Origin of the sequence: Burkholderia sp. IMCC1007 (assembly GCF_027257875.1) — a bacterium.
Lineage (GTDB): Bacteria > Pseudomonadota > Gammaproteobacteria > Burkholderiales > Burkholderiaceae > Burkholderia.
In genome coordinates this window covers 50,479-73,667 of record NZ_JAPVQY010000043.1, presented here as the reverse complement: position 1 = coordinate 73,667, position 23,189 = coordinate 50,479, and the positions used below count along the sequence as shown (strand labels likewise).

At 63.7% G+C, this 23,189-nt stretch carries 20 protein-coding genes; 12 read left to right on the top strand and 8 right to left on the bottom strand.

Translation table 11 applies throughout. The features are described from left to right. The first annotated feature begins 4 nt into the window (after positions 1 to 4). From O1Q03_RS28740 to O1Q03_RS28695, 10 genes are all read left to right on the top strand, one after another. Complete coding sequence (locus O1Q03_RS28740; RefSeq protein ID WP_098549143.1) at positions 5 to 643, top strand: hydrolase; 639 nt, start codon at positions 5 to 7, stop codon at positions 641 to 643. Between the two features lie 133 nt (positions 644 to 776). Further along, on the top strand, positions 777 to 1,163 hold the full coding sequence (locus tag O1Q03_RS28735; RefSeq protein WP_269507417.1) for a DoxX family protein: 387 nt from the start codon (positions 777 to 779) through the stop codon (positions 1,161 to 1,163). A 54-nt stretch (positions 1,164 to 1,217) separates the two neighbouring features. Then, positions 1,218 to 1,511 (top strand): putative quinol monooxygenase, encoded by a 294-nt coding sequence (locus O1Q03_RS28730; protein WP_269507416.1) that lies wholly within the window; start codon positions 1,218 to 1,220, stop codon positions 1,509 to 1,511. Positions 1,512 to 1,864: 353 nt separating this feature from the next. Then, on the top strand, positions 1,865 to 2,818 hold the full coding sequence (locus O1Q03_RS28725; protein WP_269507419.1) for a LysR family transcriptional regulator: 954 nt from the start codon (positions 1,865 to 1,867) through the stop codon (positions 2,816 to 2,818). A gap of 174 nt (positions 2,819 to 2,992) precedes the next feature. Next, entirely contained in the window at positions 2,993 to 5,197 is a 2,205-nt protein-coding gene (locus O1Q03_RS28720; protein WP_269507414.1) for an FUSC family protein, read from the top strand. Then, a complete protein-coding gene (locus tag O1Q03_RS28715; RefSeq protein ID WP_269507413.1) occupies positions 5,181 to 6,692 on the top strand; it encodes an efflux transporter outer membrane subunit in 1,512 nt (503 codons plus the stop codon). Before O1Q03_RS28720 ends, O1Q03_RS28715 begins: the two co-directional genes overlap by 17 nt. Further along, entirely contained in the window at positions 6,682 to 6,882 is a 201-nt protein-coding gene (locus O1Q03_RS28710; RefSeq protein ID WP_269507411.1) for a DUF1656 domain-containing protein, read from the top strand. The genes O1Q03_RS28715 and O1Q03_RS28710 overlap by 11 nt, the downstream gene beginning before the upstream one ends. 29 nt (positions 6,883 to 6,911) lie before the next feature. Continuing rightward, complete coding sequence (locus O1Q03_RS28705) at positions 6,912 to 7,817, top strand: efflux RND transporter periplasmic adaptor subunit (RefSeq protein WP_269507410.1); 906 nt, start codon at positions 6,912 to 6,914, stop codon at positions 7,815 to 7,817. 355 nt (positions 7,818 to 8,172) lie between these two features. Continuing rightward, positions 8,173 to 8,475 (top strand): DUF3331 domain-containing protein, encoded by a 303-nt coding sequence (locus O1Q03_RS28700; RefSeq protein WP_269507409.1) that lies wholly within the window; start codon positions 8,173 to 8,175, stop codon positions 8,473 to 8,475. Positions 8,476 to 8,737: 262 nt separating this feature from the next. Continuing rightward, the gene (locus O1Q03_RS28695) at positions 8,738 to 8,938 is read left to right on the top strand and encodes a hypothetical protein (protein WP_269507408.1); all 201 of its coding nucleotides are present in this window, start codon (positions 8,738 to 8,740) and stop codon (positions 8,936 to 8,938) included. 40 nt (positions 8,939 to 8,978) lie between these two features. Here O1Q03_RS28695 and O1Q03_RS28690 read toward each other — a convergent pair whose 3' ends face one another. The 3 genes from O1Q03_RS28690 to O1Q03_RS28680 form a co-directional block, all read right to left on the bottom strand. Then, entirely contained in the window at positions 8,979 to 9,416 is a 438-nt protein-coding gene (locus O1Q03_RS28690) for a nuclear transport factor 2 family protein (protein WP_442865873.1), read from the bottom strand. A gap of 92 nt (positions 9,417 to 9,508) precedes the next feature. Beyond that, positions 9,509 to 10,489, bottom strand: coding sequence for an NADPH:quinone oxidoreductase family protein (locus O1Q03_RS28685; protein ID WP_269507406.1), 981 nt, complete (start codon positions 10,487 to 10,489; stop codon positions 9,509 to 9,511). Positions 10,490 to 10,618: 129 nt separating this feature from the next. Further along, the gene (locus tag O1Q03_RS28680; protein WP_269507405.1) at positions 10,619 to 12,448 is read right to left on the bottom strand and encodes an acyl-CoA dehydrogenase; all 1,830 of its coding nucleotides are present in this window, start codon (positions 12,446 to 12,448) and stop codon (positions 10,619 to 10,621) included. Between the two features lie 226 nt (positions 12,449 to 12,674). On the opposite strand from O1Q03_RS28680, the gene O1Q03_RS28675 reads away from it, so the two are divergent. Then, positions 12,675 to 12,971: a hypothetical protein gene (locus O1Q03_RS28675; protein ID WP_269507404.1), complete on the top strand. Its 297-nt coding sequence runs from the start codon at positions 12,675 to 12,677 to the stop codon at positions 12,969 to 12,971. A gap of 549 nt (positions 12,972 to 13,520) precedes the next feature. Continuing rightward, entirely contained in the window at positions 13,521 to 15,332 is a 1,812-nt protein-coding gene (tssF, locus tag O1Q03_RS28670; RefSeq protein ID WP_269507403.1) for a type VI secretion system baseplate subunit TssF, read from the top strand. 67 nt (positions 15,333 to 15,399) lie between these two features. On the opposite strand, the gene O1Q03_RS28665 is transcribed toward tssF, so the two are convergent. From O1Q03_RS28665 to O1Q03_RS28645, 5 genes are read right to left on the bottom strand one after another with little or no spacing between them, the layout of a single operon-like run. Further along, positions 15,400 to 15,675: a PAAR domain-containing protein gene (locus O1Q03_RS28665; RefSeq protein WP_269507402.1), complete on the bottom strand. Its 276-nt coding sequence runs from the start codon at positions 15,673 to 15,675 to the stop codon at positions 15,400 to 15,402. A gap of 56 nt (positions 15,676 to 15,731) precedes the next feature. Continuing rightward, on the bottom strand, positions 15,732 to 16,475 hold the full coding sequence (locus tag O1Q03_RS28660; RefSeq protein WP_269507401.1) for a putative type VI secretion system effector: 744 nt from the start codon (positions 16,473 to 16,475) through the stop codon (positions 15,732 to 15,734). 2 nt (positions 16,476 to 16,477) lie between these two features. Then, on the bottom strand, positions 16,478 to 19,339 hold the full coding sequence (locus tag O1Q03_RS28655) for a T6SS effector BTH_I2691 family protein (RefSeq protein ID WP_269507400.1): 2,862 nt from the start codon (positions 19,337 to 19,339) through the stop codon (positions 16,478 to 16,480). 26 nt (positions 19,340 to 19,365) lie between these two features. Next, positions 19,366 to 20,376 (bottom strand): DUF4123 domain-containing protein, encoded by a 1,011-nt coding sequence (locus O1Q03_RS28650; RefSeq protein ID WP_269507399.1) that lies wholly within the window; start codon positions 20,374 to 20,376, stop codon positions 19,366 to 19,368. A 4-nt stretch (positions 20,377 to 20,380) separates the two neighbouring features. Continuing rightward, entirely contained in the window at positions 20,381 to 22,912 is a 2,532-nt protein-coding gene (locus O1Q03_RS28645) for a type VI secretion system Vgr family protein (RefSeq protein ID WP_269507398.1), read from the bottom strand. Positions 22,913 to 23,189: the final 277 nt, after the last annotated feature.

Genomic DNA, 23,189 nt, shown 5'->3' with positions numbered 1-23,189 from the left:
AACCATGGCAAGCGAACCGATTCGCGATCCCGCGAACGACCACCTGCTCACCCCGCAGAACGCGGCGTTCATCGTCATCGACTACCAGCCGGTCCAGGTGAACTCCATCGCGTCGATGGATCGGCAGCTGCTGATCAACAACATCGTCGGCGCATCGAAAGCCGCCGTCGCGTACGGCCTGCCGATCGTCCATTCGACCGTCAACGTGAAGACCGGCCTGAACAAGCCGCCGATCCCGCAGCTGCGCGCCGCGCTCGAAGGCTATCCGACCTACGACCGCACCAGCATCAACTCGTGGGAAGACGTCGAGTTCCGCAAGGCCGTCGAAGCCACCGGCCGCAAGAAACTCATCATGACCGCGCTGTGGACCGAAGCGTGCCTGACCTTCCCCGCGCTCGACGCGCTGAAGGCCGGCTACGAGGTCTACGTGGTCGTCGACGCGGTCGGCGGCACGTCGGTGGCCGCGCACGAAGCCGCGCTGCGCCGCATCGAGCAGGCCGGCGGCCAGATGATCAGCGTCGCGCAGTTGTTCTGCGAACTGCAGCGCGACTGGGCGCGCAGCGCAACCGTCCCCGCGTTCATCGACCTGTTCATCCAGACCGGCGGCACCGCGGGCATCCAGTTCTCGTACGACAAGAGCTGATTCGCGACGGCGAATGCCGTTGCCTGTCGCGGCCGCGCCCTCCGTTCCGGCGCGGGTGCAGCCGCGACGCGATGTTGCTTCGGCGCTCGGCGTCGACGCCTTTTCTTCGACCGAAACCGAATACGAACGCGTCATGGATGACTATCTGCTGTTCGCTGGCCGCTTCTTCATCGCGCTGATGTTCGTGCTGAGCGGAATCAATAAATTCCTGTTCTTCCAGCACGGGCTCGACGAGGTCCGCGCGAAGAACCTGCCGCTGCCGCGCGTCGCGCTCTCGAGCACGATCGTCGTGCAGCTCGTGTGCGGCGTCGCGGTCATGGCCGGCTTCCAGACGATCCTTGCGTCGCTGCTGCTCGCGGTCTTCACGCTCGCGACCGCGGTGGTGTTCTATGACTTCTGGAACCAGCAAGGCAACCAGCGCACGCTGATGCTGACCGGTTTTCTCGAGCACATCAGCATCATCGGCGGCTTCATGATCCTGATCGCCGCCGGCCCCGGACACTTGGCCGCGCATGCGTGAGCCGATGTGCGCGCATCGCAGCCCTGCACGCGCACGCAATCGAGGAGAACGAAGATGACCACACTGCACATCGTCGCCGTGCTGTATGCGAAGGCCGGCCACGAGGCGCGCCTGCGGACCCGGCTCGCCGCGCTCGTCGAGCCGTCGCGGCAGGAGCACGGCAACCTGCGCTACGAGCTGCTTCTCGACGAAGCCGACCCGCGCCGCTTCGTGTTCATCGAGATGTGGGAGAACGCGGAGTCCCATGCGCGCCACCACAACGAGGGGCCGCACATCCTAGCGTTCCAGGCCCGCGACTGGGACGCCGTCGAGAAGGTCGACGTCTATCGCCTCACGCAGATCGCCTGACGCGCACCTGTGCACCGGCCATCGCGCCGTCACCACGGCGGCGCGATGCGATCGTTCCACGCACGGAACACTGTAGACAATCCCGCCCGTCTATCGACACGTGACACCTTCCACTACGCTTGAAGCCATCCCGACTTCCCACGGCATCAGGCACGCGTGAAGCACCCTGCTCCCGACCCGCCCGATCGTGTCGCGGCCGTCGCCGCACAGCGCGCTTTCGTCTCACGAATCGTGCGAACCGGGACGACGGGGGCTGCGGCCTTTTCCGTCGAGCGCCGCCGGCAGCCTCGACGCACCGCGCACGGCCGCGCTCGGCTCACGCCCGATGACATTCGGACTGCATCATGAAATCCCTGAACATAGACGATATCCAGGCCTTCCTGTTCGCCGTCGAGCGGCAAAGCATCACCGAATCAGCGCGCCGCCTCGGCCTGTCGAAATCCGTCGTCAGCAAGCGCATCAGCGACCTCGAGCGCACGCTCGGCGTCCAGCTGCTGATGCGCTCCACGCGCAACGTGACACCGACCGAATCCGGCGTGACCTTCTACGGCGCCGCGTCGGAATCGATGCGCCGACTCGTCGACGTCGCCGAGGAAATCGCCGAACGCTCGCACGGGCTGTGCGGCGAACTGCGCATCACGTCGCCGGTAAGCCTGACGCGTCGCTGGCTCGGGCCGGCGATCGCGAAATTCGCCGCCGCGCATCCGCAGTTGCGCGTCACGCTCGAAACCGACGATCGCACGGTGAACCTCGAAGTCGAGCGCTTCGACGTCGCGCTGCGCTCCGCCCGGCTACCCGACAGTGCGTTGATCGCGCGCCGTGTCGCCGCGTGCGAGCGCGTGGTCGTCTGCAGTCCAGACTATCTCGCGGCACACGGTGAACCGGCGTCGATCGACGCACTGCTCGAGCACCGCTGCGTGAACTACAGTCACACGGCGCCGTCGGCCACCTGGACGTTCGCCACACCGGGCGGACTCGGCAAGCCGCGCACGATCACGCCGGGCAGCGTGTTCCTGTCGAACAACGGCGAAACGCTGCGCGATGCCGCGGTGCAAGGCATCGGCATCGCGATGCTGCCGCGCTACATCGTCGACGAAGACCTGCGCGACGGCCGGCTGGTACGCGTGCTCGCCGACGACCCGCCGCAGGACGAAGTGATTTACGCGGTCTATCCGCGCAACCCGTATGCGAGCAACAAGCTGAAACTGTTCATCGAGCACGTGCGCATCGCACTGCTCGATCCGCCGTGGTCGGCCGGCCCGGACGCCGCGCTGCCGGCCGAAACGCTGGCCGCGGATTCGGCCTGACGCGATGCGCGCTTCCATCGTCGGAACAGCGTGTTTCCCGGGCGCCGACGACCGCGCCGGACGCGACTTTCAAATCGTCTTCCGAGCATGGCCGCCCCGCGGCACGCCGGCGCCGTGCGCATCGCGCGTTCCCCCGTCGAACCCGTCCTGCCGGATCCGTCCGCTCGCCACGCCATGCCACCGACCAAGCGCACGCTGACGAAGCCGTCCCGTGCGGCGCAGATCGCGCACACGCTGCTCGACATGAGCCGCGAATACGGGCGCACCGACGGCGCGCGCCTGATCCATGTCGCGAAGACGGTGCTCGCGGCCGTGCTCGCGATGGGCGTGTCGATGCGGCTGGAATTGACGGCGCCGCGCACCGCGATGGTGACCGTCGTGATCCTGATGATGCATCAGCACAGCGGGATGGTGATGGCGCGCGGCTTCTATCGCGGCGTCGGCATGCTGGTCGGCAACCTCGCCGCGATCGTGCTGATCGGCGCCTTCCCGCAGGAGCGCGTGCTGTTCCTCGGCGCGCTCGTGCTGTGGATCGGCTGCTGCACATGGGGCGCCGCGTACTTCCGGAACTATCAGTCGTACGGCTTCGTGCTCGCCGGCTACGCGACCTGCATCGCCGCAGTCCCGTCGATCGACCGCCCCTACGACATCATCGCCAACGTCGTCACCGGGCTCGGCGAGGTATCGATCGGCCTCCTGTCGGCCGGCGTCGTCAGCGCGCTGATCCTGCCGCGCCATGTCCGCGCAATGCTGATGAAGACCGGCGAAGACCACTATGCGGATTTCGTCGGCTTCGTGCGCGCCGCGCTCACGCAGAGCCTGCCGACCGACGAGCAGAGCCGCCGCTACCTGCGGCTGCTCGCCGCGCGCGCGCAACTCGAGAACCTGCGCAGCGCGGCGGTGTTCGAGGATCCCGACCTGCGCGCACGCAACGACATCATGACGCGCATGGCCGGACAATTCCTCGATGCCGGTGCGCGCTTTCATGCGCTGCATCAGTATCGCGTACGCATCGCGCACGGCGACGATCGTCATGCAGCCGGCGTGCTGTCGGCCGCCTGCGACGACGCCGCGCGCGTGCTGCCGCCGGACGACCCGGCACGCGCGTTCGACCTGCGGGCCGTCGAACAGCTCGTCGACGCGCTCGACCAGGCCGTCGCCCGCCTGCCGAACGGCCACACGCCGGAACCGGCACCGGATGCTCGCAACGCGCACCACGCACTCACCGGACTGTCGCTGCTTCGCCAGGCGCTCGACAGCCTGCGCGCGTATCTCGCGGACTTCATCGCGATCCGGCAGCCGACGCCAGTCGCGGCTTCGGCCGCTTCGTCCGATTCGGAGCGAACCCGAGCACCCGTGCGCATCGCCACCTCCGCGAACCGCATGGTGTCTGCCGCGGCGGGGTTGCGTGCGATCGTCGCGGTGTCTGCGGTGTCGCTGTTCTGGATCGCGTCGGGCTGGACCGGCGCGGCCGGTGCCGTGGTGTCCGCAACGATCGCCAGCGCGCTGTACTCGATCATGCCGGCACCGGCCGCGGCGACCCGCCAGGTCGCACTCGGCTGCACGCTCGCGTGGCTCGCGAGCATTGCGTTCAACTTCCTGCTGTTGCCCGACCTGGACGGTTTCGCGCCGCTCGCCGCGGCGTTCGCGCTGTTCATCGCGATCGGCGCGTACCTGAACTCGTTTCCGAAGACGGCCGCTTTCGGTCTCGGCTTCAACATCTATTTCTGCTTCCTGACCAACATCACCAATCCCGGTTTCTATGCACCTGCCACGACGCTCGATGCGGGCTTCTCGTCGATTCTCGGCATCGTGGCCGCATCGCTCGCCTATTCGATCGTCGCGCCGTATGCGGGCGACTGGGTAACGGGCCGCTATCTCGCCGCGCTGCGGCGTCTCGTGTCCGTCGATGCGTGTTTCGGTGCGCTCGACGGCCTGATGCCGCGCTTCGACGCCGGCGTGCGCGACTTCACGCTGCAGATCGCCGCACGCCCCGCAACCGGCCACCTCGGCCAGCAGGCGTTGTTCGCGTGGAGCTTCGCGTCGCTCGAGATCGGCCGCAGCATCGTCGACCTGCGCACGGCCGGCGCCGCCGAACCACCCGGCAGCGCGTGGCGCACGCATGAACACGCGCTATGTGCGTCGGTCTCGCGCCTGTTCGATGCGCCGTCGCCCGCTACGCTGCACGACGCCGACCGCGCGGCCCGCGACGCGCTCGCCGTGCTGACCGCCGCGCCGCAGCTGACGTCCGACGCCGCGCAGCGGCTGGCCGACTGCGTCCGTTTCATGCTCGTGTCGCTGCAATGCAACCTCGTCCCGCTACAACGCGGGCCGGCTTCGCCCTCTCCATCCCGTGCGCCCGATGATGCCCGCGCGTAATCCCGAGCGCCGCGCTGCGGCACGCTCGTTTCCTGTCCTCGCCGCGCGCGGCATCGCAGCGCTCGCCGCGCTGTGGCTCGCCGCGTGTGCGCATACCGGCGGCATCGAGCCGCGCGCGACCCTCGTCGATGCGGCCACGGTCGCAAACGGGCTGCCTGCATCCGCGTCGCAGGCGTCGTGGCCGCGCGACGACTGGTGGCGCGCGTGGCGCGATCCGCAGCTCGACACGCTCGTCGCCGCCGCCGTGACCGGCAGCCCCGCGCTGCGTGTCGCGCAGGCGCGTCTCGACCGCTACGCCGAGCTTGCGCGCATCGCTGGCGCGTCGCGCCACCCGAGCGTATCCGCGCGCGGCGATTTCGGCCGCACGCGCTTTGCGCGGTTCGACAGCCCGAGCCCGCCCGGCGGCAACACGGTCTGGAACAATTCCGTCGGCGCCGACTTCGGCTACCCGCTCGACCTGTGGGGCAAGCATCGCGCCGAGCGCGAAGGCGCGCTCGACAGCACGCTGGCAGCCGAGGCCGATGCGCGCGTCGCGCGCCTGACGCTCGAAACGGCGGTCGTGCGCACCTACGTCACGTTCGCGAAAACGTTCGATCAGCGCGACGTCGCGCTCGCGACGCTCAAGCGCCAGCAGGACGTCGTCGCGATCATCGAGCGTCGCTACCGCGCGGGGCTCGCGAGCCGCTTCGAGATCACGCAGGCGAACACGCCGGTCGCCACGACCCGCGCGCAGATCGAGGAACTCGACCGGCAGGTCGCGGTGCTGCGCAACGAACTGGCCGTCCTCACCGGACGCGGGCCGGGCGCCGGCGCGGCACTGACGCGCCCCGCGCTGCGGCTCGACGTGCCGGCCGCGCTACCCGCGAATCTGCCTGCCGAACTCGTCGGCCATCGGCCCGACATCAGCGCCGCGCGCTGGCGCGTCGAAGCGATGGCCAACGGGACTCACGCCGCGCACGCCGACTTCTATCCGAACATCGACCTGATCGCGAGCGCGGGGCTCGCTTCCGCTGCATTCGGCGGCTTCTTCACGTTCATCAACAACGATGCGATGACGCACGGCTTCGGCGCGGCCATTTCGCTGCCGATCTTCGACGGTGGCGTGCGCCAGGGTCGCTACGGCGTCGCGGTCGCCGACTACGACCTCGCGGTCGAGGCGTACAACGAGGCCGTCCTCGCGGCGTTCCGCGACGTCGCCAACCAGGTCGTGTCGCTGCAGTCGCTCGCGCAACAGCAGGTCGACATCGCGGCCGCGAATGCATCCGCGCAACACGCGTTCGACTATGCGACGCAGGGCTATCGCGCGGGGCTCACGGATTACCTGAACGTGCTGTCGACCCAGACCGAGCTGCTGCAGGCGCAGCAGGCGCTCGCGAACGTGCGCGCCGCGCGTCTCGACGCCTGGGCGCAACTGATGATGGCGCTCGGCGGCGGCGTCGAACCGACGGGCGACGTCGCCGCCCGGCCACCGCGAGGCGCGCCCGATGTTCGCTGAATTTCCGTTCGTGTCGTTGCTGGTGCCCGGGCTGCTGCCCGCGCTCGTCGGGTGCGGCGTCGCATTCTGGATCGTCGACCGCGTGCTCGCGCGCGCCGGGCTCTACCGGCACGTGTGGCATCCGGCGTTGTTTCGCGTGTCCGTGTTCGTGTGCCTGTTCTGCGGCGCCGGCCTGTTGCTGACCGGCTGATGCATCACCCTGTTTCGTATCGAGTCAACATGCGTGCCCAAACCTCTTTCCGCGTAGCGGTCACCCTGCTGCTGTTCGTCGTCGCCGTGCTGCTCGCCCACGCGCTGTGGAATCGCTACATGTATGCGCCGTGGACGCGCGATGGCCGCGTCCGCGCGAAGGTCGTCAACATTGCGCCCGACGTGTCGGGCATCGTGACCGACGTGCTGGTCGCCGACAACCAGCAGGTGCGCCGCGGCGACGTGCTGTTTCGCATCGATGCCGAACGTTTTCGCTATGCGCTCAAGCAAGCCGATGCGCAGGTCGCGCTGCGCAAGGCGGAGCTCGACATGCGCCGGCAGCAGGCGTCGCGCCGCGCGCAGCTCGACAGCGCAGTGATTTCGGCCGAGGTGCGCGAGGACGCCGGATCGGCCGCGCGGCAGGCGCAGGCCAACTACGACGCGGCGCTCGCCACGCGCGACGTCGCGCGCCTGAATCTCGTGCGCAGCGACATCCTCGCGCCGGTCGACGGCTACATCACGAACCTGAACCTGTACCCGGGCGACTATGCGACCGCGGGTGTCGCGCGTCTTGCGCTGATCGACGCGCATTCGTACTGGGTCTACGGCTATTTCGAGGAAACCAAGCTGCCGCAGGTACACGTCGGCGATCCGGCGGAAATCCGGCTGCTCGCAGGCGGCCCGTCGCTGACCGGGCACGTCGAGAGCGTTGCGCGCGGCATCAGCGATCGCGACAACCCGGCCGGCTCGACGCTGCTCGCCGACGTCAATCCGATTTTCACGTGGGTGCGGCTCGCGCAGCGCGTGCCGGTCCGGATCCGGCTGGACGGCGTGCCGGCCGGCGGATTCCTCGCGGCAGGCACGACCTGCACGGTCACGCTGCGTCCGGCGCGGCACGCGGCGGCAAGCAACGCGTCGCAGAATGGGCGCCCGTGATGGCGCTGCGCCGCTCCCGCACGCACACGCACCGATGTTCGATATCGAGCAACACCGTGTTCTGCGCGACATGCCTTCCGGCCTCGGCGCATGCGCTTTTACACTGGGCATTCCGGCGATCCGCGGCAGTCGTCCAGTTCGGCGCCCGCGAGTCGGCCAATCCCGTACCGGCCGTGTCATCGTGCGGCCCCGATCGATCCCGACTGACGCGCACTTCGTTGGACGGCAGGAGACTCGCCATGACATTCAGCCTAACTGACGATTCCCGACGTCTCGCCGGGCAGCCGACACAACACCGCTCGGTGCGGCGTGATGCAGACCCGTCTCGAAGCGTTCGCCCTGGAGTCCGCCCATCATGCTGACCGTCTCTTCCGTCGGCATTGCACCGCGCGCATCGGCACCCGGGCGCAGCGTGATTCAGGTCACGCTGCTCGAGTGGTCGCACGAATCATTGCTTGTGCGCTGGGTCGAACGCGGCCGCCTGCACTACGGCGAACAGAAATGGCGGCGTGCGCGCGCGCGACGCGACGGCCGGTGCGCGTACTCGGGCCGCGCGATCGTCCAGGGCGAAGCCGTATTTCGTCCGACCGGGCGGCCACGGCCCGCGAATCACCTTGCGATGATCGCGGCCGATGCGGTCGGGGCACTCGATGCGTAACGGGTGGCACCGTATCGGCCACGCGGAACGATGCTTGCATCATGCGCCCGTTATGCGACGGGTCATCCGGAATCCGTACTTATTACCACCGGATTCGTTGCCCGGCTGGCGACAGTGCGTCACGCGCGGGCCGGCTTATCGGCCGACGCAATCGCGCGTATCTTCAACACATGCTGTCTGATCGCCGCAGCTTCATCGGCATCGTGTCTCAACCGGCCGGTCGTGCTGTCACGATCGCCGCCGCCCAACAAGGAAACCGATCATGGAATTCGTACTGGACCACTCGCTCGACGACGAGACCGCCCGCGCGGTCGAACATGAAATCTGGCGCGTCGACCCTGACGCAAAGATCGAAGTCGATCGCGCGACATCGCACGTGAAAGTCGAATCGTGGCTGTTCCCCGAGGAATTCATCGTCGCGTTCGAGGACGCAGGCTACAGCGTCAGGATCAAGGATCACTGACACGCGCGGGCCGGCTTCAACGCATGCCGGCAACCGCCGCTCACTCGCCGCCCTTGAACGCAGGAAGCTGCTGCCCGAGCCGAGCGCCCATTTCGGCGCCGAGCGCCTGCAGCGCATTGAACGGGCGAATCATCACCTCGAACTCGACGATGCGACCGTCGTCGTCGAAGCGGATCATGTCGATCCCCTTCAGCCGTTTGTCGCCGATCGTCGCGCTGAATTCGAGCACGACGCTCGTGCCGTCGTCGTCGGCAAACTGGCGGTGGTATTCGAAGTTCTCGAGGATCGTGATCACCGTGCGCAGCGCGAGCAGCAGCGCGGGCGCCGGGCCGTACGGCTTGAACGCCATCGGCGAGCGGAACACGGCGTCCGGATGAACGATCGTGTCGAGTTCGCTGAAATCCTTGCGTACGAGCATCGCGTGCCACGCATCGAGCGATGTCGCGACGGCGCGTTTCAGATTCGATAAAGGTTGCATGCTCAACGACTCCGGTAACGTCATACAAAGGATTGCCGCTCGAAGGCGGCGCCCGATCGGGCCGCCTTCGCATCGTCCGGGCCTCCGCGTGATCACGCGTCGGGCAGGATCACGACCTTGCCCTTCACCTGCCGGTTCGCCATCCGCGCGATCGCGTCGGCCGCACCCGACAGCGGCACGCGCTCGGTGATCGCGGGCCGCACCTTGCCGGCCGCGAACCACTGCGCGAGCTGGCGCATGTTCGCCGCATGCTGCGCAGGGTCGCGCCGCACCGCATCGCCCCAGAACACGCCGAGGATGTCGCGCTCCTTCAGCAGCGCAAGATTCAGCGCGATCTTCGGAATCTCGCCGGCGGCGAAGCCGACCACGAGGAACCGGCCACGCCACGCGGTCGCGCGCAGCGCCGCCTCGCTGTACGCGCCGCCGACCGGATCGTAGACGACGTCCGCGCCGCGCCCGCCGGTCAGTTCGTCGACGCGGCGCCGCAAGTCTTCGGTCGCATAGTCGATCGTGTCGTCGGCGCCAGCTTCGCGGCACAACGCGAGTTTCTCGGCGCTCGATGCGGCCGCGATCACGCGCGCACCCAGCGCCTTCGCGATCTCGATCGCGGCCAGCCCGACGCCGCCCGCCGCGCCCAGCACGAGCAGCGTCTCGCCCTGCTGCAGGCGCGCGCGCTGCTGCAGCGCATGCAGCGACGTGCCGTAGGCCAGCACGAGCGCCGCGCCCTGCTCGAACGTCATCCCGGGCGGCAGCGCCGCGATCTGGTGCACGTCGGCCACGCATTGCTCGGCGAAGCCGCCGTGGCCCGTGAATGCGACGACTTCGTCGCCGGGCCGCCACTGGCTCACGCCGTCGCCCACCGCGTCGATCACGCCGGCGAATTCCGCGCCGGGCGAGAACGGCAGCGCCGGCTTCACCTGATACAGCCCCTGCACGATCAACGCATCGGGAAAATTCAGCGACGCGGCCTTCACGCGAATCCGCACCTGGCCCGCGGCCGGTTCGGGAATCGCAACGTCATCGATGCGCAAATGGTCGATCGGGCCGAATGCGGTACACAACAGGGCTTTCATGCTTTTGTCTCTCCTTGCGCGGCGAACCCGCGCATCGATATGACCGCGGGACATGCCCGCGCGATCGGCGCGCGACGCAGGCGCATCGGCCTGCCCCGCGACACCGCCGTGATCCGTACGGCACGACGCTCAGAACCACGCGTCGCGCATCTCGAGCGTCGTCGTGTCGACACTCGCCAGCAGATCGAGTTGCGCATCCACCTTCGGCAACTCCCAGCGCAAGAAATAGCGCGCGGCCGCACGCTTGCCGTCGTGGAAATCGTCGTCGTGGCCGTGCGCGGCAAGCGTCACGTCGAGCCACAGCCACGCGACGACGAGATGACCGAACGCCTCCAGATAGACGCTCGCGTTCGCAAGCCGCACCTGCGGATCGCCGAGCTCGCCGAGTGCGCGCGTGACATCGACGAGCCGCGCCCAGCGCTGCGCGAGCGCGTCGGCATGCACGCACGTGTCGCCGTTGGCGGCTCGTGCGCGTTCGATCGTCGCACCGATGCGCGCATCGAGCGTGCGCAGCAGCGCGCCGTCGTCCTGGCCGACCTTGCGGCCCAGCAGGTCGAGCGCCTGGATGCCGTGCGTGCCTTCGTGGATCGGATTGAGACGATTGTCGCGATAGAGCCGCTCGACCGGATAGTCGCGCGTATAACCGTAGCCGCCATGCACCTGGATCGCGAGATCGTTGGCCGCAAGACACCACTGCGACGGCCAGCTTTTCGCGATCGGCGTCAGGATGTCGAGCAGCCGCGCGGCGTCGGCGCGCACTGCCGCGTCCGCGTGTGCGCGCGCTTCGTCGACCAGCCGCGCGCAATACAGGATCAGCGCGAGGCCGCCCTCGACGTACGCCTTCTGCGCGAGCAGCATGCGCCGCACGTCCGGATGCGCGACGATCGGCGCCTGCGGCGCGGCCGCGTCCTTGCCGGACGGTCCGAGCGGACGGCCTTGCGGCCGGCTGCGCGCATAGTCGAGCGCGTGCAGGTAACCGGTGTAGCCGAGCGCCACCGCGCCCGCGCCGACGCCGATGCGCGCCTCGTTCATCATGTGGAACATGTAAGCGAGGCCGTGATTCCGCTTGCCGACCAGATAGCCGATCGCACCCGCGCGCCCCTGCGGACGATGGCGCGTGCCTTCGCCGAAGTTCAGCAGACAGTTGGTCGTGCCGCGATAGCCCATCTTGTGGTTCAGCCCGGCGAGCACCACGTCGTTGTGCTCGCCGCGGGCAGTGCCGTCGTCGCCCGGCAAATACTTGGGGACGATGAACAGCGAAATGCCGCGCGTGCCGGGCTGGAGCCTGCCGTGTTCGTCGGGAATTTTCGCGAGCACGAGGTGAACGATGTTTTCCGCCAGTTCGTGCTCGCCGCCGGAAATCCACATCTTGTTGCCGGTGATCCGGTAGCGCGGGCCGAGCGCAGCGTCGCATTCGAAATCCGCGCGCGTGACGATGTCGGACAGCGACGAGCCGGCCTGCGGTTCGGACAGGCACATCGTGCCGAAGAAACGCCCTTCCAGCTCGGGACGCGCGAACGCGTCGATCTGCTCGGGGCTGCCGTGCGCGAGCAACAGGTTCGCGTTCGCGACGGTAAGAAATGGATACGCTGCGGTCGCGATGTTCGCGGCCTGGAAGAACAGGAACGACGCGGCTTCGACGAGCTTCGGCAATCGCATCCCGCCGAACGCTTCGTCCTGGCCGGCCGCGATCAGGCCGGCATCCGCGAACGCGCGCACCGCTGGCGCGACTTCGGGAATCAGTGTCACGCGCTCGCCGTCGAACTGCGGCTCCTCGCGGTCGCCGCGCGCCGCATGCGGCGCGAACAGATCGGCGGCGATTCGCTCGCTCGTGTCGAGCACCGCATCGAACGTCTCGCGGCTGTGCTCCGCATAGCGCGGCAGCGCGGCGAGCGCGCCGGCATCGAGCCAGTCGTACAGCAGGAACGCGAGATCGCGTCGCGACATCAACAGGCTCATCGTGACGTCCTCCGCGTGACGCGCTTCGCCCACGTCGCCAGCGGCCGCTCAAGCGCCGTCCGGTCGATCCGCGTGCGCTCGATCGATGCATGCTCCATCACGTCTGTCTCCTGTCGGGCGGCGTGCCGGCGCGCCCGTTGGCTCCGGCTGCCGGAAACCGGATGATTGGGTCGGTGACTGCAAGTGCTGGCGGAAATTTAGCACGGTCGTTCTAAAACGACAATGCGTGTACCTGCGTATCGACCGGTGGGCGCGCGCGTGGGCGCCGGAATCCGTTGTGCGCGCCCCCATTGCGGTCGGGCGCATGACCGTGCATCAGGCTGCTTTTGATCACTTCTTCGTCGTGCATGCGCCGGTGACGAGTTTTGTCCAATTCGTCGTGGTGTCGGCCCACTCCGACGCGGAAATTCGACGTTGCGCGCCGCGACTAGGCACAATCATGCTCGCTGTCAGGATCAAAACACTTCGCGCGACGTCGGCCAATTCGATAAGGACAAGCATCATCCACTTGGCAGAGGCATGACCAAGTGTGTCCAGCATTGCAGCGGAAGCGGTATCGTGCAGCCGTGCGTCGCCACTTTGCGTTCAGGCAGATCGAATCGGCTTTCTGCGCGAAAGGGTGCATGCGCGGCGTAGCCGCAATCTCCGTACACTGCCGACAACCGAGGTCCCGCTGGCGGATCAAGTTGCGCGGGCTGATACGGGTTACGTGGCCACGATTGCACGCGAATCGGTGTTTTTCCTCAGTCCTCGATAGGTCGAATCCAGGCAAATCGGCCCATGCTTTTCGGGTGCATTGCGCAAGGCGCGACTACCGCACAGCGCCGGCTGAGATTCGTCTTGGGGAACAGACATTTGCGACAAAAATACGCTGTCGTCAGTGCAAACGTTCCGGTCTCGCTGATCGCGGTATCCAGCGAGCCTCCGAGTCGATCGACGTAACCGGCAGGTCTTTTCGGTTAAGCGGTTATCATAGCGACGTCAAACGTTAGCGTGCCCGACACCATTCGGCGCAACTGCACCTGACGATAACTTCGAGTTTTGCCGGCCGGCCGGTTCATTATTTCACGCGATGGATCATCTGCTTCCGCATTACGAACGAGAACTTTCACGACTGCGCCGGTCCGTCGCAACCTTTGCAACACGCTATCCCAAAATTGCCGTTCGTCTCGGGATTTCCGGCGACCGCTCCGAAGATCCCCACGTCGAACGGATGCTGCAGTCGTTCGCTCTCCTCGCTGCGGATATAGGAAGCCGGCTCGACGACAGCTATCCGGAATTCGCCGAAGCCCTCCTCGGCATGCTGTATCCGCAGTATCTTCGAACGGTTCCTGCGTGCGCAATCGCCCAGTTCGATGTCTCGGGCATGTTCGAAAAACTCACTGAGCCATCGCGCATCGCCCGCGGCACAGAACTGGCGAGCAAAACGGAAGACTGCCTGTTCCGAACCGCATATGACGTCACGTTAGCTCCCGTGCGAATTTCGGCTGCGCGCTACGCCCCGGCAACTGCAGTTCCCTCCGACGTCGTCCTTCCCGCCGGCACAACCGGTCTGCTCTCCATTACCTTTGCGGTTGCCCGCCCCGACTTTCGGATCGAAGCCGTCCCCAGCCCGTTGCGCATCCATATCAACGGCCCCCGCGAAGTCGTCGGCGCGGCAATGGATACGATGACGATGCGCACGGCCGCCGCCTTCGTCGAAAACGCCGAACGTCGCTGGTCAACGCTGACCACACCACCGCTCGCCGCCGCCGGCTACGATGAAACCGAGAAACTGCTCGACGAAGATGACGGGCCGCCAGCGCTGCGGCTACTGAGCGAATACTTTGCGTTTCCGAAGAAATTCGATTTCGTTGACGTCGACCTCGCCGCGCTCGCGCGTACTGCCGGCTCCAGCCAGCAACTTACCTTGCATCTCGCCATTTGCGGCGTTCATCCAGATTCGTGGACAGCGCAGCGGCTAAAAAATCTGTCGGCGGACAATCTGAGGCTCTTTTGCACGCCGATCGTCAACCTGTTCCGGCTTACGTCGCTGCCACTCAAGCGGAATCCGATCACGAACACGTACCCCGTGCAATCCCAGAATACGGACGTTGCGGGTGTCGAAGTGTGGTCTGTCGAGTCGGTCCGTGCCACGACAGGCAGTTCCAGAGCGAACCTCATTCATCCGTTCGCGTCGCTCATGCACAGCAGTTCCGCCAAACCGGCTGGCCCCTATTGGGTTCTCATGCAGCCCAGCGCGGCCCCGCCATCGGGAAAGAAGGAAACCGCGCTCAGCCTGGTCGAACTCGACGGCCGTCCGGCAACCGACACCGGAATCGAACAGATAACGGCGGCCGTGACATGCTCGAATGGCAATTTCCCTCGCACGATGCGGGCCGGCGCCGAGGATGGTGATCTGGTGAACGAACAGGGAACGATGGTTTCCCGCATCGTGATGCTGGACGCACCGACGGAAGTCGCGCGATTGTCGAAGGAAGGCGATGCGGCTTGGCGGCTCGTCACGCAGTTCGCCCCGCACTCGATCGAATTGACCCGCACCGGGCTTGCGGAGCTGAAACGCCTGTTCCGCCAATTCACCGCTCATTCCACGGGACACGCGAAACTGCTCGACGGACTGACGAACCTGAGCCATCGGGCCAAACAGCTCTGGCTTCCCGGAAAACCAATGCCGAGTTTCGTGCGAGGTCTGGAAGTGACGTTGACGGTCGACGAACAAGCGTTTGCCGCCATCGGCTTGAACGCGTTCATCAGCGTGATGGATCACTTCTTCACGGTGCACGCGCCGGCGACAAGCTTTGTTCAACTTGTCGTGATGTCGGCTAACTCCGGCGCGGAAATTCGACGTTGCACGCCGCGACCTGGCACAATTCCGCTCGCTTGACAGGCTGTTGCATGGCCCGCCAAAACAGATAGACTGATACCCCATCAGCATGGGGCACATTTCTTCTTCAGTCTGTCGAACATCCCGATCCGCCGCCTGCCTTAACGTGGTTCGTTCCGCACGGGCACAGAACCAGATCGCCATCCAGGGCGCACGATCGACCGTCCTCTTGCATATCGGCACCACTACCTTGGATCGGATGCTCGCCAGGACATTTGGTGCACGTTGCCATTTCGTGATCCAGGGCGATACGTCTGTCGCCATCGTACATACTCGAAGCAGTCGCGATAACGTGCCCGCCGGTCGTAGTCAAATCGCCATCACATACCAGTGCTTTACTCATGACGCTCTCTTGCGGGTCGCCCACTGAAAAACACATCTACTACTGTCAACAGCATCTCAGGACTCGCTGTAACGGAAAACAAGCTTCCCCATCTGCCACGCATCATCGGGCCGCTTTAGCTTTTTCGATGTTTTGGGCAAGTCAACATCTGCGGGATTTTCCCAGCCAAACGTCGCAAATATCCGATTTGCCATAGGCAACTGCCTCTTGAATCTACGACTTACTCTATATGCCAAAAAAATGGCTATTATCTCAATCGCCCCCCATGAAACGAGAAATGTTTTCATAAAGAACATCCATCGATCATGTAGGCCATTGTATAGCATCATCGACGCCACCAGTAGCGTCATGGCCAGCGCACAACCGCTCCAGAATAGCACCGATAGTTTCATGAAGAATTTAAATAATGCCCGACTACCACGTTCGCAATGAGGGTGAACGGACAAAATTCCATCACTACACCGCCTGATTGCGTATCCAATCCATCCAGTTCCCGCCCGCTCCGCGACAACTTCGACCTCGTCACCATTTTCGAAGACCGACAACCAGATCCATGCGCGGATCTCATTACCGTTCAGTTCAAAAGTAACGAGATCCCCTACGGTGTCTGTGAATTGCGTTGATGTACTTAGATTGAGCGCAATATCATTCAGGCCTGCCAACGCTGCAACGATCGCCGTGCGCTCCATTGCCTGCTTGTCCGCCTCCGTAAAAATGCTTTCATAGGAGGCACGGCGCTTTGTCAGTCCCGTGATGATTCCTCGCAGGAGCACAGGGCCAGTAGCCTGCTTATTTTCCATCGTCAATTTCCCGTTGCAGCAAGCGCCGCCTCAAAAGCAGCCTGCTGCTTTTCCAATGTGCGCCCTTTGTCCGGTGCGGTTCCGAACGGCGAACTTGATAACCAGTTTTCCAGGTCATCCGGCGTAAAGTAGTTGTAGATCAGCGTAATCACAGTCAGGATCACGGCCACTTCCCAGCCAGTTGCGATCAGGATCAGACGCCCGCTAAGCATTAGCCATCCCCCTGCGGACACCTCCGTCGCAAGCCCAAGTGCAACGGTTTCCCCCGCGTAGGCTCTTGCCCCCTTGAGTACCGTACTCGCGACGTATGCTTCCAGCTTCTGCCCCGCGAGCCCAGCGGCTCGGCCCTCGATCCGAGCCTGAGCTCCTGCCATGCCGGCCGAGAGTCTCCCCAGGAACCGCACCTTTCCAGGAGACAGGCTGGGCGATCGCATAAGCAATGGTGCAGAGGAACTGATAGCCGTTAGAATCGTTGCAATACCTGACCCGAGATCCAGCATGCCCTTGATGCTATAAAAAATAGCTTGCTTGTAGTTTGCCGATGACACTCCAGATGTTACTTTCATCCCATCTGTTGTGAAGGATATAAACGATGAAACCCCGCCCAAACAGCTCGCGGCAACCTTCATGCTCGCAAGCGTCGCAGTGGCCGTAGACTTCCCAAAGCCGCTGAGCCATTTGTTGTAAACGTTAAGCCCAGCCCCAACCAACGATAAGGTCCCACTGGCAATAGTCAATTCGTCAGCAGCCGTCTTGTTCGGCTTTGTCCAGAGCAGGAAGTAATTCATCATCTCGATGATGAACAACGCCCCGGAGATCTTGACTGACGCGGCGGCCTTGTCCCGCGCGGCATTCGGTGTAAACCGCGCCTCAGCATACAGCTTGCGGACGAGGGCGCCACGATCATCATTCGCCAACGTCGCGTATGCTTGTGCCCGAACCTGCATGGGATTCAAGCTGGGATTCTTCGCCTTGATTTCCCAAATCGTTTTGCTCATCACGGTGTCCATTTGGCCTTCCCAGGCAGCCAGCTTCACCACGATGCGCTTCGCGTCTTCCAGTACGAGGCCCCCACGCACCATCAACGCCCCCTTGATCAGCATTCCGCCAACGGAACGAGAAATCGGTCCAAAGACATTTATCAACGCACGTCCCGACCACAGCGTCAATCGCTCGATCCCCAGAGCCTTGAGCGGTCGCTCGGTCGCTGAGCCGGCGCGCTCGTGCTTGAAGATGTCCTCGACCTTTTCGTAGAACTTCACGAATGACTTCAGGTATGCAAGATCGATGTAGAGCGATGCCTGCTTCGCCTCATACCACGACGCAGCCTGATCCACGATCGAATCACTTTTTGTAGCCTGTACCCTCGTCAGGAACGTCTTCAACTCCTGACGAATATCCGTCTGGTTATAGGCGAACGCCCGCCAAAAGTAGCTGCGCTCATCGGTCGGATCCATGTTGTTGATGAGCTTCTCGACAATACGCACCCCCGCATTGGTCGCAGATAATCCGGCATACGCTTCGTCAATCACACCATGAAACGCCACGCCGTCACCCGCGTCATCCGGATGATAGTCGTTGAGCGCATGCCGAAACGCGTCGGCGGAAAGCCAGGCGTCGCGATCAGGCACACGCTGCTTCTGCAGCTCTTCGCACTTGTTGGTGATCTTGTCGAACCACGTGCTGAAGTTGTTGGGCCACTTTCCTCCCTTGAGGCTGGCCTGGTATTTGCGCCAAGCCTTGTCACCCGCGGCTTGTTTTTCCGCAGGCGTGAGTTGCCCGGCGTTGTCGATCATCTCTAATGCGCTGGGCGCCATAATGCCGCCATCACCAGCACCAAGAGCTGCACTCATCATCCCCTTGCGCAGGAGACTCTCGCTCAATGCGGCACCACTGCGAACCGCCCGTTCGGCCGCCTCGATGGACTGTGCGGCATCCACGCGGAGCGGCTGCATGCCGGTATAGCGCATGAGCATGCCAGCGGGATCGTTATGGAACCCAGCGAGTTCGTGCGCGATGCCAATCCCATCCCACAACGCCAGCAGCATCGGCTTATGGGGCGCGCCGCCAGCATTCTCGCCAATTTCATTCATTAGCTTGACCAGATCTTTACTGGCCGAGCCCGAGGGAGAGGTTTGACGGATATGCAACGGATAACGCGTGGCTTCCTGCTCCCAAATGGTGTCGTCAGTCGCACGTCCGTATTCGTCAATGGCGATCGGCTTGGCGGGCGGAGCGAGCAAATCAGCCTTCAGGCCCGGCTGGTACTCGACAATCTGGTCTATCCCGGCCTGTGTGGCAACGGTCGCATGCCCGGCCTCGCCTTTGTTCATGCCGAACATGCCGCTTCCCGTCTGGATCCATGTCGCCGGCATGATGACCTGCATACGTTCGTTACGCAGCTTCGAGGACGTCGCGTACTTCTGGAAAACTTCCTTGATCCACGGATACTCGGAGAAAGCGATGAAAACCCGTGTCGCCTTCTCAGGCTTCTCGATGGAGATAACATCCATAGGCACGGCACCGCCGCCCTGTGCGCACGCCGGGTCTGTCTTCGGTACCGACGGCAAAGGGATCGTCTGCTTCCAGAGCCGTCCGTCTTCGGTCACCCGATAGGCTTCCCAGTAGTTGCTGCCGCGTGCACCTTTCTCGTAGAAAAGATAGAGCCACCCCTCTCGGAGCGTTCTCAGGCTGTAGTGATGCGCGGTCAATGCGATGTCCGTGACACCCGGACCGACAATGCCAGGAGGCATCGCATTCGACATGGTTTTCGGCACTACGGCATATCGAACCGGCAAAATCGCGAGACCCGATTTCATACAGTTCGGGCACGTCGCGGTACAAGTCAGAGGAGTGTTTGCCATGATCTGTTTCGTTATTCGTTATAGGTTCAGGCGCGGCTACCCCGATTAGCCGAGACACGCAAGCGCTCGTGCCAGACGCCATTCCGAATTTCCGCGATTTCGTCCGAAGTGAGCTCGTCGATCCGTTCGACATAAAGATCCCCTTCGGCTCTGCTGCTCAGTATCTGCAGAACCCGCGGATGCAGGTCGAACTCCGGATGCCACGAGAGCGCATGGCCGACAAAAGCCACCCCGTCAGCCTCGTCCGTCAAGCCATAGTGCCGAGCCCTCAGCGCAGCTGCCATGGCCGCATCGGCCTCATGTTGCTTCGGTTGGCGGTCGAGATCGTACGCATGCAGCGCAAGTGCGCGATTGACGATGCCATGACAATGGATAGCCTGCCATTGCGCAGCATCGAGCACAAAGTCGTCTCGCCGCCCCATGGTGTTCATACGGGTAATGGGTACCGCTGCAGCGTCGAGGGTATGCCATGCTTGGATCGGACCCAACAACGCATGCTGCTGCACCGGTGCCAACAGAGGCCAGAGCAGTGCTTGCGAACGAGGATCGTAGAATCTCAGCAGGCAAAGACGACTCTGATCGTCGTTCTGAAGCGTGAGACGCGAGCAATGTGCCGCGATCTCCCCGGCTGATGCAGAACTGGCCAGCCAACCACCGATGCGTTGCCCCATCCCCTCGGCCATCGACTGTGGGCGTCTGTCTTCGAACGCCAGTCGCACACTTTCTTCCAGCGCGGCGACACCAGATTCAGCTTTGAGATCCAGTTCGAGAAGGTAGGGATAATGTGCCGGCGAGACCGCCTCATGATCTATTACCACGTCGGTCTTGGGTAAATCCGCGCGTAGTGCGTTGTCGCCGCCATCATCGGCCAACGGATCCCGTTGGCTCGGGTCGACAAGCAGCAGACAACGCATGTCCGGATGCTGGCTGAACCAACTCTTTAATGCACCGACCTGCTCGCTAATTCTGACCTCCTCCGCCACGAAATCGTCCGCACCACCGCCATCGCGCCCTTGCCGCATCTGCATGTATGACATCGACTTACTCCAGCACGACGGTTGATGCGCTATTGGCGGACGCCGACGCCGTCTGCCAGGAGCACCCCTTTGTGACGCTCTTAATCTGTGCGGGCAAGCGCATCGACGACGCGCCCTGCTTACTCCACGATGCGCCCTTCTCAAGAATTCGACCGGTCGTCCCGTTCTCGATCAGGTCGGGCGTGATCTTGATGTACGATCCACCGGCCCCGATCCAGATTTCCTTGTCCGCCGAAATCACGACTCGGCCGTCAACGCTGGTGACAGTCAGATCCTGCTGCGCGGTCAACGCCATGGCATCGCTTTTCGCTTGGATCTCGACCTTGCCCTTCGCCGCAAACAGCTTGATCCCAGCGTTCTGCGCGAACAGGCTAATCTTCTCCATCACGCTTACGATCAGCGATTTGCCGGCCGCCACGTGCGTGCTCTTGCCGCTCACGATATTGACTTGCTGATTGGCCGTCAGCTGCGCTGAATCCTGAGTCGACAGCCCCAAGCCCGCAGGGCTCGCCATCAGCATGATCGGCGTCGAAAAGCCATTCGCATTACCCGTGCCGCCGCCGCCGGTCCGACCGCCGCTGCCGGCGCCGCCGCTCACGCTATAGTGCGTCGCGTCGGTGAACTTCTTGAGTGCGTCCTGCCCTTCCTGCAAACTTTCGGCCTGGTTCGCCGAGCTCGCCTGCGACGTCAAATCCACAACGGTTTCCGCACTGGCCAACTGCTCGGACGCGGCCGTTACGTTCAACGGTTGGTTCGTCGCGGTCGGGTGCGTAGATACGAACAGGCCCTGCCCCGCCCGAATGGCGCCGTAGGCGTCCGACTTGAGGTCGAAACCGCTGCCGAGGAATGCACCGCGCGTATTGTCGGTCTGCTGGATCAGGTACCCCAGGTGCAAGTGGGACTGATAGCTGCTCGAGTAAAGGTGAACCCGATTCTGCTGCGTCGAGTCGTCCATGACGAGCTGGTTGTAGCCGGTGCCGCCATACTCGCGCGAGCGCTGACCGGACAGCAAACCGTTCGTGTGCCACACCGGCTGCGTAGCTCCCCCGTACATTCTCGCGATGATGACGGGCCGGTCACAGTCCCCTTCCATGAAACCGACGACCACTTCGTCGCCCTTGCGTAGCGGTTGAATCCCACCACGATTCGAGCCTGCATCGAGGAAGGTCGGGCGCACCCAGCACGATGCACGTTCATCCTGGCCATTGCGGCGATTCCAGTGGAACCACACCTTCACCCGGTTCAGCGAATCGGTATACACCTCCTCCCCGCTCGGCCCGGCGACGATTGCATTCTGCAACTGCATCACCGGCTTCTTGTGTTCGAACGGGCTGCGGAACGGGACGTTGCGCGGCTGCGCCTCGACCACCACCTGAAAGAAACCTTCGCTGCCGTCTGCGTGGCGAACCGTCGCGCCGGCCTTCGCTTGCGCCACTTCCGCAGCCAGCCCGTCGGGAAATTGCTCTGCTTCGTCCAGACCGGGCAGGTTATTGCAGATCAGCCAGTCAACCGCGAGCAGGACAAATTCGCGATCTGGTTGACTGCCCGCATCATGCACCGGATGACCGCGAAGTTCGAAGCGCCGCCCTGGCATCGCGCAGCGCAAGCCTCCTATCCCGTGAAAACGCTTCATCCGCGACTTGCGCTCTTCAAGCCGAATCTGCGCAAGACGCTCACCTTGCTCACGGTCCGACCACATGTACGCGCCAGGGTAGTCGTAGATTTCCCCATCGGTCGGCAACTGGCCGTCCACGTCGGTCACGCCCTGTACCTGCCGAGGGAGATCGGGGCGCTTATAGTCGAACGAGCGCGACGTCAGTTGCGCGCTGTCGATCTGAAGCTGCTCTTTCCACTGCGCAAACCCGTCGAGTTCCCCGCTGATTTCCGTAGGGCCGAACTCGACGACGGGCTGTTTCAGTTGAGGGACGAAATAGACGTCGTCCGTCAAAACCATCGTGTGCGATCGGCCATTTTCGGCGTGCTCGAAGTACGGAAATACGCCGACCTCCTCCATGCTGCGATAGACGAAATTCAGGTCGTATTCCCACTGCACGCGATTCGAGTAGGACGGCAGCGGCTTGTGAAGATCGATGCGGAACGCGCCCCGTGCTTGCGGATGCTCATTGAAGACGTCCACCAGAATCTGCTCACCGTTCTGTTCCTGCCAGTCGCGCATGTCGCGGCGCAGGCGCAAGAAATAGAGCCAGGATGAGAACGCCAGCTTGTAAAAAGTCAATGGCCCATCCGCGCCCAGCCTGCTGAATCGGTGAACGTAGCCATGGATCGGCATGTATGAGCCGTCCGTCTGCTGAATCCACAGCGTGACCGGCTTGGCGAGTAGCGCACTCAGTTCAATCTGGCTACCGCGTGGTGAAACGGCATCAATCACGAATTCGTAATCGCGACCGAGTCGAGCCGTTCCTTTCACATAGAGCGGCAATAACCAGTCGACGCCAAGCGGCGTATCGAGTTTGACAAGACGATTGTATTGCGCGTCGCCCAGACGCAACGTCTTATAAAGTGCGGTGTGGCCCATGCAGCTTTCCCTTGGTTGGTATTCAGGTGGGGTTTCTGCCGAGGGCTGATTATAAATGCCTTTCGGAACAACGCCATAGTGCGCGTCGCAAGCCGACTTAACTCGAATAAATGGGCAACCTGGCGTTCGTGCGTAAATTGCCGGAATCTCACAATCCTTCAGGGAAAAAATTCCGATTCTTCGTGAGTCAAATTTTCTAAATCACGTATCACCTTCCTGAATACGGCCAGCTACGGCCGCATCCGGCAATGCATTTCTGCACCGGCGCACTTCGCTT